Origin of the sequence: Microvirga soli (genome assembly GCF_016734765.1) — a bacterium.
Classification (GTDB): domain Bacteria; phylum Pseudomonadota; class Alphaproteobacteria; order Rhizobiales; family Beijerinckiaceae; genus Microvirga; species Microvirga soli.
Window position 1 is genome coordinate 269,568 of record NZ_JAERQE010000001.1, and the last position, 14,163, is coordinate 283,730.

The following is a 14,163-nucleotide window of genomic DNA, read 5'->3' on the forward strand; positions in this document are numbered from 1 at the left end:
ACAAGCTGATTTCATGGCCGCCGCAGAAAAACGCCGTCTTTCCTTCCGTGATGTTCTGACCGACGGGCGCATTGCCCTCATGCTGCCCTTGGGCTTCTCGTCGGGCCTGCCCTTCCTGCTGGTCTTCAGCACTCTGTCGGCCTGGCTGCGGGAGGCAGGAATTTCGCGGACCGAAATCGGGATGCTGAGCTGGGTGGCGCTGGCCTATTCCTTCAAGTTCCTCTGGGCTCCCATCGTCGATCGCTATGATGTGCCGGGTCTGGCAAATCTCCTCGGGCGGCGACGTGGCTGGATGGCGTTTGCCCAGATCGTCACGGCCCTCGGCATCGTCGGCATCGCCATCAGCGATCCGCAGACGAGGCTTCCCCTCACCATCGCATCGGCGCTCCTCGTCGCCTTCGCATCGGCGACGCAGGATGTGGTGGTCGACGGCTGGCGCATCGACGTGGCCTCCACTGAGCGGCAGGGCATGATGGCTGCTTCCTATCAGCTCGGCTATCGGCTCGCCCTGATCTGCGCGGGCGCGGGTGCACTTTACATTGCGGAGTTCGTGAACTGGCGCAGCGCCTATCTGGCCATGGCGGTGCTCATGGGTGTCGGGCTCATCGGCACGCTCCTGGCTCCGCGCGGCAACGAGAGCGCCGTGCGCGAACGTCTTCCGTTCACTGCAGCCATCACCGAGCCGCTTACCGATCTCTTCCGGCGCAAGGGGCTGATCCTCATCCCAATCCTCGCGCTCATCGCCTGCTTCCGCCTGCCCGACTTCGTCGCCGGCGTCATGGCGAACCCGCTCTATATCGATCTCGGTTTCTCCAAGACCGATATCGCCGACGTGTCGAAGCTCTACGGCATCTGGGTCGGGATCGCCGGCGCCTTTGCGGGTGGCCTGGCGCTGACACGACTCGGTCTGTGGTGGACGCTGCTGATCGGCGCCGTCATCGCCGCCTCGTCGAACCTGATGTTCGCCTGGCTTGCTTTCGAGGGAGCCGACAAGCTCCTGTTCATCCTCTCGATCAGCATCGACAATTTCGCCTCCGGCTTCGCCGGCTCAGCTCTCATCGCCTACATGTCGGGCCTGACGTCGCCAGGCTTTGCCGCCACGCAATACGCCCTTCTCAGCTCGCTCTACGCCCTGCCGGGCAAGCTCATCGGCGGTGCGTCCGGCGCGGTGGTGGACGCCTACGGCTATCCCCTCCTCTTCACCGCTACCGCCAGCATCGGTATCCCGCTGGTGATCCTGTGTTTTGTCGTGCGGCGGGACACGATGAGTACAGTGGCCGAGAGGGACAAGAAATTGGATGAAACCGCGCCTGTCGTCGGGGCCGGGTCGAGGGCATAAGTTCAAGGGTCATCCCGGGGCTGCGCAGCAGAACCCGGGATCGTACGACGAGAAGTACGCCTTATCCTGATTGCGATCCCGGATCGGCTTACGCCGTCCGGGATGACGCGTTAAGGCTTGAGACTAAACCCAGCCGCCATCCACGAGATAAGTCTGCGCCGACATGGCGCTGGAATCGTCGGACCCTAGGAAGAGCGTGAAGTTGGCGATGTCCTGCGGTACGAGCTTGCGCTTCACGCATTGACGCTTAAGCAGCTCCGTCTCGCCTTCCGGCGTCAGCCAGAGATCGATTTGTCGCTGCGTCATGATCCAGCCCGGGACGAGGCAGTTGACGCGAATGTTCTTCGGCCCGAGTTCGCGCGCCAGTGCGCGGGTCAGTCCGACTGCAGCGGATTTCGCGGTCTTATAGGCTGCAAAGGAATCGTCGCTCACCATGTAGCTCGTCGAGCCCATGTTGATGATCGAGCCTCCGCCGGCCTTTTCCATGTCAGGCAGCACGGCTTGCGCGGCAAAGAACTGGTGGTCGAGGTTGGTGGCGAAGCGCTCCCGCCAGTATTCCGGTGTCACCTGATCGATGGTGTGGCGGTCGTCGCGCGCTGCGTTGTTGACGAGGATCGTGATCGGGCCGACCGCCTCGCTCGCACGCCGGATCGCTGCCTGAAAGGCCGGAATGTCGCGCACGTCGCTGTGCTCGAAATGCACGCCCTCGCCGAGTTCCTTGGCCAGCGCCTGACCGGCCTCGGCATTGTAATCAAGGACGGCAACCTTGCTTCCTTGCGCGTGGAATGAACGCGCGATGCTCTCGCCGATGCCACTGGCGCCGCCGGTGATGAGCACGGTCTTGCCCTTCAGGGAGCCGTAAATGGTTTGGGTCATGAATCCTCACATCTTTCAAAAGGGTAAGTTGTCATCCCGGGGCTGCGGAGCAGAACCCGGGATCGCATGACGAGAAGTGCGCCTCATTCTGCTCGCGATCCCGGATCTTTGCTGCGCTCCGTCCGGGATGACGCCGACTATCAGCTCGCGCCCGGCCCCGGTGTCGCGCCTGCCGGGCACTTGCCGAGGATGATCATGCCGAGCACCTCGTCCTGCGTCACATCCTGCACATTGGCGGAGCCCACGAGCTTTCCGTTCTTCATCACGCTGACCCGGTCGGCAAGGCCGAACACATCGTGGATGTCATGGCTGATGAGGAAGATGCCGATACCCTCCTTCTTCAGCTGCAGCACGAGATCGGCCACCTGCTGGGTCTCGGCCGGTCCGAGCGCCGCCGTCGGCTCGTCCATGATGAGCACGCGGGCGTTGAAATAGATCGCGCGTGCGATCGCCACCGATTGCCGCTGACCGCCGGAAAGCGCCTTCACGGGTTCCTTGAAGCGGCGGAAATGCGGGTTGAGCCGCGCCATCACCTTGCGGGTCTCAGCCTCCATGGTGGCATCGTCGAGGGTGCCGTAGGGGGTGAGAACCTCGCGGCCGAGGAAGATGTTGCCCGCCGCATCGATGTTATCGGCGAGCGCCAGGGTCTGGTAGATCGTTTCGATGCCGTAGCGCTTGGCATCGCGCGGCGTCGAGATATCGGCATGTTCGCCATTCACGTAGATCTCGCCCGCATCCGGCTTGTAGGCGCCGGACAGGATCTTGATCAGCGTCGACTTGCCGGCCCCGTTGTGGCCGAGCAGGCCCACCACCTCGCCGGGACGGAGGTCCACCGATACGCCATCCACGGCCTTGATGCCGCCGAAGGCGATGGAGATGTTGCGCATTTCGACGAGAGGCGTCGTTCCATTCGTTGGCATGTTGCCTCTCCTTACTTGATGCGTCGGCGATAGAGGCTGTCGACCCACACGGCCAGGACGAGCACCGCGCCGACGACGATGTTCTGCAGCGGGGTGTCGACGCCGAGCAGCACCATGCCCGATTGCAGCGACTGCATGACGAGGGCGCCCAGCATCGCGCCCGCGATGGTGCCGACGCCGCCCGCCAGCGATGTGCCGCCGATCACCGCAGAGGCAATCACGTAGAGTTCGTCGAGGGTGCCGGCCGCGTTCGTTGCGGCGTTCAGGCGCGCGGTCGAGATGCAGGCGGAGATGCCGCAGAGCAGGCCCATGAGGCCGAACACCTTCATGAGCGTCCAGCGGGTGTTTATGCCCGACAGTTCCGCGGCCTCCGGATTGCCGCCGATGGCAAAGACGTAGCGGCCGAAGCGCCGACGCGTGGCGATGAAGGTCATCACCAGTCCGACCACGATGGCGATCAGCACCGGCAGCGCGACGCCATGCGGGATGAACAACCCGCCCTCCGGCCATGCGATGCCATTCGCCTCGGCCCAGCGGCGCGCCGTGCCGGCGGGCAGCGGGTAGGCATTGGCAAGGGCAGCCGCCGTGAGAACGATGCCGCAGGCAAGCGCCGCAATCACCGCATCCGCCCAACCCGGCCGAACGGGAAAACCGAAGCGCAGGCGCCGGCGACGCGAGAAGCCGAGCGCGATGATGATCAACCCGCAGGCGACAGCCGCGATGACCCAGGTGGTGGTGGCGCCGAGCGCACCCTCAACGCCGCCGCCGAAGGCCTTGAAGCGCGTGTCCATGGGCGCGACGGTCTGACCCGTCGTGACCCACCAGGCCGCGCCGCGCCAGACCAGCAGGCCACCGAGCGTCACGATGAAGGACGGGATGCTCAAGTAAGCGATGAGCCAACCCTGGAAGAGCCCGATGGATCCGCCGACCGCCATGGCCAGCACCACAACGAGCGGCGCCGTCAGCGGGTGTTCGAGCCCGAGATAGGCCGGCAGCCACTGCACCTGCGCTACGCCGATGATCATGCCGACCACGCCGAGAATCGCCCCCACCGACAGGTCGATGTTGCGCGTGACGATCACGAGCACCATGCCGGTGGCCATGATCGCCACGGAGGCGGTCTGCACAGACAGGTTCCAGAGGTTGCGCGGGGTCAGAAAAACGCCGCCGGAGAGAAGATCGAAGCCGATCCAGATGACGGCGAGCGCCGCCAGCATCCCGAGCATGCGGGCATCGATCTCAAGCTTCGACAGGAATGAGCCGGACGCGGCACTCGGCGGCGGGGCGGTACTGGCAACAGGTGCGGTCATTGGAATGGCTCGTCATGTAAAAATGTCATTCCGGGGCCGCGCAGCGGAGCCCGGAATCCATAGCCGCCAACAATGCAGGATGAAGCACAGAGGCCTGTGCAAAGTCCTGAAACGCTAGTGTTTATGGATTCCGGGCTCGCGCCAGAGGCGCGCCCCGGAATGACAGCGTTAGATCAGTTGCAGGCCTTCACCGTGCCGGCCTTCACGCCCTGGCACACCACGTCCTTCGAGGCCCAGCCGGCGTCGATGACCACGTTGAGGTTGTCTTTCGTGACCGCGACCGGCGTGAGGAAGAGAGCCGTCATGTTCTGCTTCTTCGGCCCGAGGTTCCAGGACTTCGCACCCTGGATTTCGGTGAGCTTCTTGCCGCCTGCCAGCTGCAGGGCGATCTCCGCTGCATTGCGGCCGAGTTCACGGGCATCCTTGAACACCGTCACGGTCTGGGTGCCGAGCGCCACGCGGTTGAGCGCCGCCTTGTCGGCGTCCTGGCCTGAGACCGGCACGGAGCCGGCAAGGCCCTGCGCGGCGAGGGCCGCGATGGCACCGCCGGCGGTGCCGTCGTTGGCGGCGATCACCGCGTCGATCTTGTTGTTGTTCTTGGTGAGGAACTGCTCCATGTTTCGCTGCGCATTGGCCGGGAGCCAGCCGTCGGTGTAGGCCTCGCCCACATTCTTGATCTTGCCGGAATCGATGCCGGCCTTCAGCACTTCCATCGAGCCCTGGAACAGGAAGTTGGCGTTCGGATCCGATCCCGAGCCCTTGATGAAGGCATAGTTGCCCTCGGGCTTCACCTTCAGCACTTCGCGGGCCTGCAGGCGGCCGACTTCCACGTTGTCGAAGGTGAGATAGAAGGCCTGCGGGATCTCGATGAGGCGGTCATAGCCCACGACCGCAATGCCCTCGGCCACGGCCTTCTCGACGGCGGGGCGGACCGCGTCCGCATCCTGCGCCAGCACGATCAGCGCCTTGGCTCCGCGCGAGATGAGGCTCTCGATGTCGGTGAGCTGCTTGGCAGGCGACGACTGGGCATCGGCCGACACATAGGTGCCGCCGGCCTTCTCGACAGCGGCCTTGATGGCGGCTTCGTCGGTCTTCCAGCGCTCTTCCTGGAAGTTCGACCAGCTGACGCCGACAACGGGGCCCTTGCCCTGAGCGAAGGCGGCGCCGGCGGAGAGGGCCAGAGCGGCAAGCGAGATGAGAGCGTGTTTCTTCGAAAGCATCGGTGTTCCTCCTGGGCGGCGCTTCCCTGGAAAGCACCGCGCTCATGACAGCTGTCGGGCCTTCTGGACCGACGGACGTGGCTCAACCTGCCATGCATTATTGTTCGAGCGGGAAAATAATTATACGAGGCCCTGCGGCCTTCAAGCGTCAAGTCACTAATATTTTGGTCGGATGCCCGCAACTCGCAGTTTTGATTTATTCAAGCTGTGAATAAAGTAGGCCTATGACCCCTCTGTCCCTCTCTCCCCGCGAAACCGCCCGCCGGCGCCTGCTCGATGCTCTGCGCCGCGAAGGCCCCATGGCCAGGGTGGAGATCGGCCACCATCTCGGCATGAGCCCGGCCAGCGTCTCCGAACTCGCCGCAGGACTTCTCGATGAAGGCGTCCTAGTGGCGGAGGATTCGGCCGACCAAGGTTCGGGTCTGCTCCGCGGCCGGCCCAAGACCCGTCTCTACTTCGCCGAAACCCTGGGCTCCGTCGTCGGCGTCTGGACCGGCTTCAACCGCATCGAGCTGCGGCTCCTGGACAGCGCCGGCCGCACTCGGGCAAGCCGCCATGTGGAGCGCCCCTTACGCAATCTCGGGGGCGAGGAGCTGATGGACGTGCTCGCCCACACCATCGCGGCCTTTGCCGAGGAGAGCGGCGCACGTGACGTGAAAGCAGTGGGCTTGGCCTGCCAGGGCTATGTGGATACCCGCGACGGGATCGTGGCCTGGAGCCCGGTGCTCGGCACCCGCGACCTGCCCCTGGCCTCGGGCTTAAGCCAGCGCCTGGGCAAGCCGGTGCTGATGGAGAACGACGCCAGCGCCATGGCCTTCGCTATTGCGCAGCGCAACGCCGACCTGCGCTCCGGTCGCACCGCCTGCCTGATGGTGGGCGATGGCGTGGGCCTCGGCTTTCTCATCCAGGGCGAGCTTTATCGCGGCGCCCGCTTCGGCGGCTCTGAATTCGGCCATGTGCGCCTGCGCCGGAGCGGACCGCAATGCCGCTGCGGCGGGCGCGGCTGCATCGAGGCCTATCTCGCCGACTACGCTCTGCACCGGGACGCGCAGCTCATCGACCACCGCCCTGCCCCGACCCTGCTGCTGCCGGGCGAGGAGGCCATGGAGGCCATCGTGGAACAGGCCCGCTCCGGCGACACCGCCCTCCTCAACCTGTTCCATGCAGCCGGCGAGGTGCTGGGCGATGCGGTCGGCATCCTGATCCAGACGCTCGAGCCCGACCATATCGTGATCTGCGGCCCCGGCACCCGGGCCATGGACCTGCTGCGCCCCGCCTTCGAGGCGGCGCTCAAATCGCAGACCATTCCCGAACTGCGCGCGCTCGCCACGATCCACGTGGTAGAATCCTCCATGGACCTTCTGACCGAAGGCGTGGTGATGCAGGCCTTGCGCGAACTCGACCTGGACTTGGCGCGGCTGAGGGCTGCGTGAGAAGCGCTGCAACCACATCTTAGGCCTTACATGAAAATGCCGCCCGGCTTTCACCGGGCGGCTTATATTTGGATTCTTCGTCGTCCGCTTAGATGACGAAGAAATCGTGGTAGTAGAGCTTGGTCTTGTTGGTGATCGTGGCGATCTTCACCTGGGCCTTCGACCCGGTGCCGTCCTGGTCGTAATAAAGCGCGCCTGTCTTCTTGTCGTAAACGATCCGGTCTTCCCGGTCCTTGGCGCGCGTACTCTCCACGAACATGTCCGACTTGAACTTCTTCGGACGTGCGGCCGTACCGGACCCCAGCTTGGTGAAGATCGCGTTGTCGAGATGGAAGGTGTCGTCCTTGGACTTGAAGTCGTAGATCTTGTCCACGTTCTTGGTCTTGTTCAACCGCGTGTCGAACACGAACGTGTCCTTACCCGTGCCGCCGTAGAGCTTATCGTTGCCGAGCATACCGTAGATCGTGTCGTTGCCGCCATTGCCCTTCAGGGTGTTCGCGACAGCGTTACCCTTGAGGACGTTGTTGCCGGAGGTTCCTTCAACGTTGAAGTTGAAGCCTTCGGCCGCAGTGATGCTGGCAAAGTTTCCGCGCACGTTGCTAAGGTTCAACTGCACCGTCGTCACGATCGAGTTGTTGCCGAGATAGTCTTCGACCACATCCCCGACGTTATCGACGACGTAGATGTCGTCTCCGGCTCCACCCATCATCGTGTCGGCACCGACGCCGCCATCGATCCAGTTGCCGGCGCCATTGCCGATGATCGTGTTGTTCAGCGCATTGCCGGTCAGTACAAGAGCGCCGCCGCCGGTGCCCTCGAGGGCTTCCACATTGGCCCCGAGGGTGTAGTTCGCATCGGAAACGACCTTGTCGTTGCCCGCACCGGCGCCCTCAACGACGGCGTCGCCCACGCTGACGTGATAGATGTCGTCGCCGTTACCACCCTGGAGAACGTTGGTGGCTCCGTTGCCGTAGAGAACGTCTGCGAATTGCGAGCCGATGACGTTCTCGATGCTGGCATAGGTGTCGCCCTCGGCAACGTTTCCGGCACCTCGACCGGCCGCGAGATTGACCGTCACGCTGTTTCCGGCGCTGGAGTAGTCGACTGTGTCGATTCCATCATCGCCGCTTAGGACATCGGCCCCGGCGCCACCGATGAGAACATCGCTTCCGGCCCCGCCGCGAAGGTGGTCGTTGTCTGCATCGCCAATAAGCATGTCGTTAAAGGCAGAGCCGATCAGGCCCTCGATACCGGAATAAACATCACCTGCTGCGTCACCTGTTCCCGCAAGGTTGGCAAAAGCCTTCGGCACAAATTCTAACTCCGGATCTTTATTATTAAGATCTGCTGTTACGCCCGCGCCGGCATTGGCGTAGCTTGCATAATCATCGAAGCCAGTGCCTCCAAAAAGCCTATCTCCACTTGCGCCACCTTCCAAAGTATCGGAACCGCTCAAGCCATAGAGCATATCGCCGCCTCCACCACCGCGAAGCTCATTAGCAGAATTGTCTCCCTCTAGGATGTCGTTGTGCACTGATCCGATTAGCCCCTGGATCGAGTTGTAGGTATCCCCAGCTGCGTCCCCCGTGTTTCGGTCAGGGAAAAGAAGTGACGCAATAACACCGACCCCATCTAATCCGATGGGCGCCCCAGCATAGGACGCAAAATTCCTACCGCCGTCGCCCGTGAGAGCATCGGCACCGGCGCCGCCTTCCAAAGTATCGTCGCCGTCCTGCCCGAAGAGCAGATCTGCGCCCTCGTTGCCTTGCAGAAGATCGACCCCGGCACCCCCGTAGAACACGTCTCCACCCGTCCCGCCACGCATGGTGTCGTTGAAGCGGCTGCCTTCGAAGGCTTGGATATCGGTAAATTGGTCGCCTTTGGCCTCGCCGCCATTTGCGAGTCCGTTCGCATTTCCAGCAGAGCGGTCAAGGATGATCGCGCCTGCCGCAAATGCGTAGCTGGCCATATCCCAATTGTTTTCGTCGACACCATCCTCGCCGCCGTTCAGGCTGTCGGCACCCGCGCCGCCATAGAGATGGTCACGGCCTCCGCCACCGAGCAGCGTGTCGTTGCCTTCGCCTCCGTGAAGCTTATCATTTCCGGCCAAGCCCCAGATCTTGTTGACTTGGTCGTTTCCGGTCAGAGTGTCGCCACTGCCGTCAACGGTGTCGTTAGAGCCGATCAGGCCCTCGATGCTGATGTAGATATCGCCTTTCGCATCATTCGTGTTCGCGCCCGGAGTCGCGAGACTGGCAACCACGGATTGAGTGGCATTGCGATAGGAGGCGAAATCGAAGTCAGCGCCGCCTTCCAAGGTATCGTTGCCGGCACCGCCCTCCAGTTCGTCGTCGCTAGCACCGCCCTGAAGCCTGTCGTCGCCCGCCCGTCCGAGCAGGGTGTCGGTATATTCCGACCCGACATAGACGTCCTTGCCCTGTGTGCCATTGACCCTCACCCCGGTCTCGCGTGGGTCAAAGATGACCTTAGTGATCGAGTTGTCGCTACCATCCTGCCATGCCACCACGATACGACCGTCAGTCATTTCGCTGACAGTCGGCGTATATTGCTGGGTGAAGACGTCCTTGGCTGCACGGGAATTCAGAGGAGCTGCATACGTATTCTTTTTACCATCCGGGCTCACGATTGTGAGGAAGATGTCGCCATTATCAGTAACCGTTCCATCTTGAGTTTGAGTATATTGAGAGTACACGACGGCAACACGCCCACCCCTGAGAGCCGTCGTGTGAACGTAATCGAATTCATCCAGCCCCTGTGTTGTGACAAGAGCAGCCTGACCGATTTCTCCTTGCGACGAATAAAAGACTGTCTGAACGTTACGCCCGTTTTGGGAGGTCACAGCGAAAGCGCCAGTCAAGTTTCCGTTAGGATCTTTCAGCGCGACAACGTCTGCATCAGTTCCACCATGTACTTCAATGGCTTCTGGAATAGTAGAGCCCAAGGTGACAATCTTAAACTTGATCGTTGTACCATCCGCATAGCTGACAACGAATTTACCAGCACCGACTTCAGTTACATCGACTTGATCGACATTCGTTGCAGAAGCAATCTCGAGAGTGCTTTGCACAACTCCGTTGTCATTCTGGATAGCAAGAAAAACTTTGTTTCCCGTTTCATAAGCCGTGACAAAACCTGAATTTCCATTGCGGGCCATCGACGGGGTATCGCGATTGTCCAGACCGAGCCCGCTCGCGAGAATGATAGGATCGGTGCCACTGGTTATGTTGCCGTTGACATCATAAACACGACTTCTGATACTGAAGGACCCGGCTTGATTAGGAGCGGATTCATTCCAGCTGATGGCAAAGCTGCCTTCCGTCCCAATAGCCTGGATATCGACGATGTTCTGACTTTGACCTACGTTGGGAAGGGAGTGAACACCACCGACTTGCACACCGAGGCCATTGTAGATCTTGAAGAAAAGCGTACCGCCGCCGTTGCTCTCGCCCTGCCGCCAAGCGACCACATAGCCGCCGTTTGGGAGCGCTGTGACCATTTCACGGCTCATATCTGAATTGACGGCGACTTGGGTTTCGCTGTTGTTCCAAATTGCAAATGTCACGGTAATCTCTCCCAGAAAGTGTCAAAGCCCCGGCTCGCCGTGCAACGGAATCACATGGCCGCTCTTGTGACGTTGTAGTATGCGGGGCCAAAAGATAATGCAAGGTTATAGCTTTTGAACTGCTACAAAGTGCGCTGCCACACATGGCAAAGCTTGGAGGTGTCTTGCAGGAAGGGATATCCCCTACGTCACTCCGAAAGGTGATTGAAATCAATCACTTCTCTATGCCAGGCAAATTCGCCGACTAATCTACAAAGCTTGGCAGATGCAGCCCCAGCAGGCGAAAAGGTCGCTCATCTGAGTACCTGAAGATCGAACGGCTTCGCCCTGCTCCAGAACCCGCCCTGACAGCCAACGCCATAGCCATCCGCTCGCAGACCCGCTATTTCTTGGCCCAGACCAATCCCAAGCCCCCGAGACCCGATGCCTTCGTCCTTCCGTCCCGTCCAAGCCGGCGATCATGTGTTTCTTGTCGACGGCTCGTCCTTCATCTTCCGGGCCTATTTCCAGTCCATGAACCAGGAACAGAAGTACAATTCCCGGTCCTCGGACGGGATGCCCACGGGGGCCGTGCGGCTCTTCGTGTCCAAGCTCCTGCAGTTCATGCGCGACGGGGCGGCGGGGTTGAAACCCACGCATCTGGCCATCGTGCTCGACAAGTCCGAGGGCTCGTTCCGCAAGGAACTCTATGAGGATTACAAGGGCCACCGGCCGGACGCGCCGGACGACCTGAAGGTCCAGATGCCGATCATGCGCGAGGCGATCCGCGCCTTCGGGCTCGAGCCCGTGGAGTTGCAGCGCTACGAGGCGGACGACCTGATCGCCACCTATACCCAGCAGGCGAAGGCGCGCGGGGCCGACGTGCTCATCATCTCGTCCGACAAGGACCTGATGCAGCTCGTGGGGCCCAAAGTCTGCTTCTACGATTTCGAATCGGGCTCGAAGGGCAAGCCCGGCTATCGGCCCGAGCGCAATCTCGATGAAAGCGCCGTCACCGAGAAGTGGGAGGGCATCCCGCCGGAAAAGATCGGCGACGTGCTGGCCCTCATGGGCGACAGCTCGGACAACGTGCCGGGCGTGCCGGGCATCGGGCTCAAGACCGCAGCGCAGCTCATCAAGGAATACGGCGATCTCGAAACGCTTTTGGAGCGCGCGCCCGAGATCAAGCAGCCCAAGCGCCGCGAGAGCCTGATCGCCAACGCAGAGATCGCGCGCCTGTCCAAGAAGCTCGTGACGCTCGATTGCGAAGCGCCTGTTCCGGTGCCGCTCGACGAGCTGCGCGTGCCGGACCCCGATCCGAAGATTCTGGTGGGTTTCCTCAAGGCCATGGAGTTCAACACGATCACGCGGCGGGTGGCGGAACTCTACGAGGCCGATCCGTCAGTGATCCCGCCCGACCCGCGCCTCATGCCGGGCGGCGAGGCGATCCGCTGGACCGGCAACGGCACCGGCGTGACGGCCCCCACCGACGATGCGGTGCCGTTCTTCGGGAAGACCGATGCAGGCTCCGGCGAGGTCGATCCTTTCGCGGGCCTCGACCTGCCGGAGACCGCGACCCTCCGCAAGCCTATCGAGGGCTTGGGTACACCGTCACAGCTCGCTGGCAAGCGCGCGACGGAAGCCTCTTCCGTGCCCATCGACGTCACCGCTTACGAGACCATCACCAACCTGGAGCGCCTGAAGGAATGGGTGGCGCTCGCCCGCGAGCAGGGCCATGTGGCCGTCGATACGGAGACCAGCGATCTCGATGCGAACCGCGCTGACCTCGTTGGCTTCTCGCTGGCGCTGGAGCCGGGCAAGGCCTGTTACGTGCCGCTGCAGCACCGGGATGAATCCGACCTCTTCGGCGGCGGGCTCGTGAAGGGGCAGATCCCCGTCACCGATGCGCTCGACGTGATCCGTCCGATGCTGGAGGACGCGGCTGTTCTCAAGATCGGCCAGAACATGAAATACGATTGGATCGTGTTCAAGCGCCACGGCGTCGAGGTGCACCCCTACGACGACACGATGCTGATCTCCTACGTGCTCGATGCCGGCAAGGGCCCGCACGGCATGGACGAGCTTTCGCGTCGCCATCTCGGCCACTCGCCGATCACCTTCTCGGAGGTCGCCGGCACGGGCCGGAACAAGGTGACCTTCGACAAGGTGGAGATCGGCAAGGCCACCGCTTACGCGGCGGAGGATGCGGACGTCACCCTGCGGCTCTGGCATGTGCTGAAACCCCGCCTCGTGGCCGAGCGCCGCGCCACCGTCTACGAGACGCTGGAGCGCCCGATGGTGGACACGCTGGCGCGCATGGAAATGCGCGGCATCATGGTCGACCGGCAGATCCTCAGCCGCCTCTCGGGCGACTTCTCGCAATCCCTCGCGCGCCTCGAGGACGAGATCCACGAGATGGCGGGCGAGAAGTTCTCGCTCGGCTCCCCGAAGCAGATCGGCGACATCCTGTTCGGCCGCATGGGCCTGCCTGGCGCGAAGAAGACGCCGTCCGGCCAATGGGCAACGCCCGCGACGCTCCTCGATGAACTGGCGCAGGCCGGCCACGAACTGCCGGCAAAAATCCTCGAGTGGCGCCAGCTCTCCAAGCTGAAATCCACCTACACGGATACCCTGCAGGAGCACATGAATCCTGAGACCAAGCGGGTGCACACCTCGTTCTCGCTGGCCTCCACCACGACGGGGCGTTTGTCCTCGTCCGACCCCAACCTGCAGAACATCCCGATCCGCACGGAAGCGGGCAGAAAAATCCGCAAGGCCTTCGTGGCACAGGAAGGCCACAAGATCATCTCGGCGGATTACAGCCAGATCGAGCTGCGCCTGCTCGCGCACATCGCCGACATTCCGCAATTGCAGGAAGCCTTCGCCAACGGCGTCGACATTCACGCGGCGACAGCGTCCGCCATGTTCGGCGTGCCGCTGGATCAGATGACGGGCGATCTGCGCCGCCAGGCCAAGACCATCAATTTCGGCATCATCTACGGCATCTCGGCCTTCGGCCTCGCCGTGCGTCTCGGCATCGGCAACCAGGAGGCCTCCGCGTTCATCAAGCAGTATTTCGAGCGCTTCCCGGGCATCCGTACCTATATCGACGAAACGAAGAAATTCGTTCGCGAGAAAACTTACGTGACCACCCTCTTCGGGCGGATCTGCCACTATCCGCAGATCCGATCCGGCAACCCGTCCGAGCGCGCGGGCGTGGAGCGTCAGGCGATCAACGCACCGATCCAGGGCACCGCCGCCGACATCATCCGCCGCGCCATGGTGCGCATGGAGGACGTTCTCAAGGCCGAGCGCCTCTCCGCCCGCATGCTGCTGCAGGTGCATGACGAACTGGTGTTCGAAGTGCCGGACGATGAGGTCGAGGCGAGCCTGCCGGTGATCTCGCGCGTGATGACGGAAGCTCCCTTCCCGGCCGTGTCGCTGAAGGTGCCGCTCGCGGTGGACGCGCGCGCCGCGCAGAACTGGGACGAGGCGCACTAAAG

8 protein-coding genes are annotated in these 14,163 nt (G+C 62.5%); 3 read left to right on the plus strand and 5 right to left on the minus strand.

Annotated features, from left to right (window positions below; genetic code table 11):
* The first annotated feature begins 13 nt into the window (after positions 1-13).
* Complete coding sequence (locus JKL45_RS01210; protein ID WP_246498206.1) at positions 14-1,339, plus strand: AmpG family muropeptide MFS transporter; 1,326 nt, start codon at positions 14-16, stop codon at positions 1,337-1,339.
* Positions 1,340-1,462: 123 nt separating this feature from the next.
* Here the strand turns inward: JKL45_RS01210 and JKL45_RS01215 are convergent, their stop codons facing one another.
* From JKL45_RS01215 to xylF, 4 genes are all read right to left on the minus strand, one after another.
* The gene (locus JKL45_RS01215; protein ID WP_201859284.1) at positions 1,463-2,215 is read right to left on the minus strand and encodes an SDR family NAD(P)-dependent oxidoreductase; all 753 of its coding nucleotides are present in this window, start codon (positions 2,213-2,215) and stop codon (positions 1,463-1,465) included.
* 140 nt (positions 2,216-2,355) lie between these two features.
* Entirely contained in the window at positions 2,356-3,135 is a 780-nt protein-coding gene (locus JKL45_RS01220; protein WP_201859285.1) for an ATP-binding cassette domain-containing protein, read from the minus strand.
* Positions 3,136-3,146: 11 nt separating this feature from the next.
* On the minus strand, positions 3,147-4,445 hold the full coding sequence (locus JKL45_RS01225) for a sugar ABC transporter permease (protein WP_201859286.1): 1,299 nt from the start codon (positions 4,443-4,445) through the stop codon (positions 3,147-3,149).
* Between the two features lie 173 nt (positions 4,446-4,618).
* Complete coding sequence (gene xylF / locus JKL45_RS01230; protein WP_201859287.1) at positions 4,619-5,665, minus strand: D-xylose ABC transporter substrate-binding protein; 1,047 nt, start codon at positions 5,663-5,665, stop codon at positions 4,619-4,621.
* 224 nt (positions 5,666-5,889) lie between these two features.
* On the opposite strand from xylF, the gene JKL45_RS01235 reads away from it, so the two are divergent.
* Positions 5,890-7,098 carry an ROK family protein gene (locus JKL45_RS01235; protein ID WP_201859288.1) on the plus strand — a complete coding sequence of 403 codons (1,209 nt, stop codon included), beginning with the start codon at positions 5,890-5,892 and terminating at the stop codon, positions 7,096-7,098.
* Between the two features lie 88 nt (positions 7,099-7,186).
* Here the strand turns inward: JKL45_RS01235 and JKL45_RS01240 are convergent, their stop codons facing one another.
* On the minus strand, positions 7,187-10,681 hold the full coding sequence (locus JKL45_RS01240; protein ID WP_201859289.1) for a calcium-binding protein: 3,495 nt from the start codon (positions 10,679-10,681) through the stop codon (positions 7,187-7,189).
* Between the two features lie 423 nt (positions 10,682-11,104).
* Between JKL45_RS01240 and polA the strand changes: the two genes are divergently transcribed.
* The gene (gene polA, locus JKL45_RS01245) at positions 11,105-14,161 is read left to right on the plus strand and encodes a DNA polymerase I (RefSeq protein ID WP_201859290.1); all 3,057 of its coding nucleotides are present in this window, start codon (positions 11,105-11,107) and stop codon (positions 14,159-14,161) included.
* The last annotated feature ends 2 nt before the right edge of the window (positions 14,162-14,163 follow it).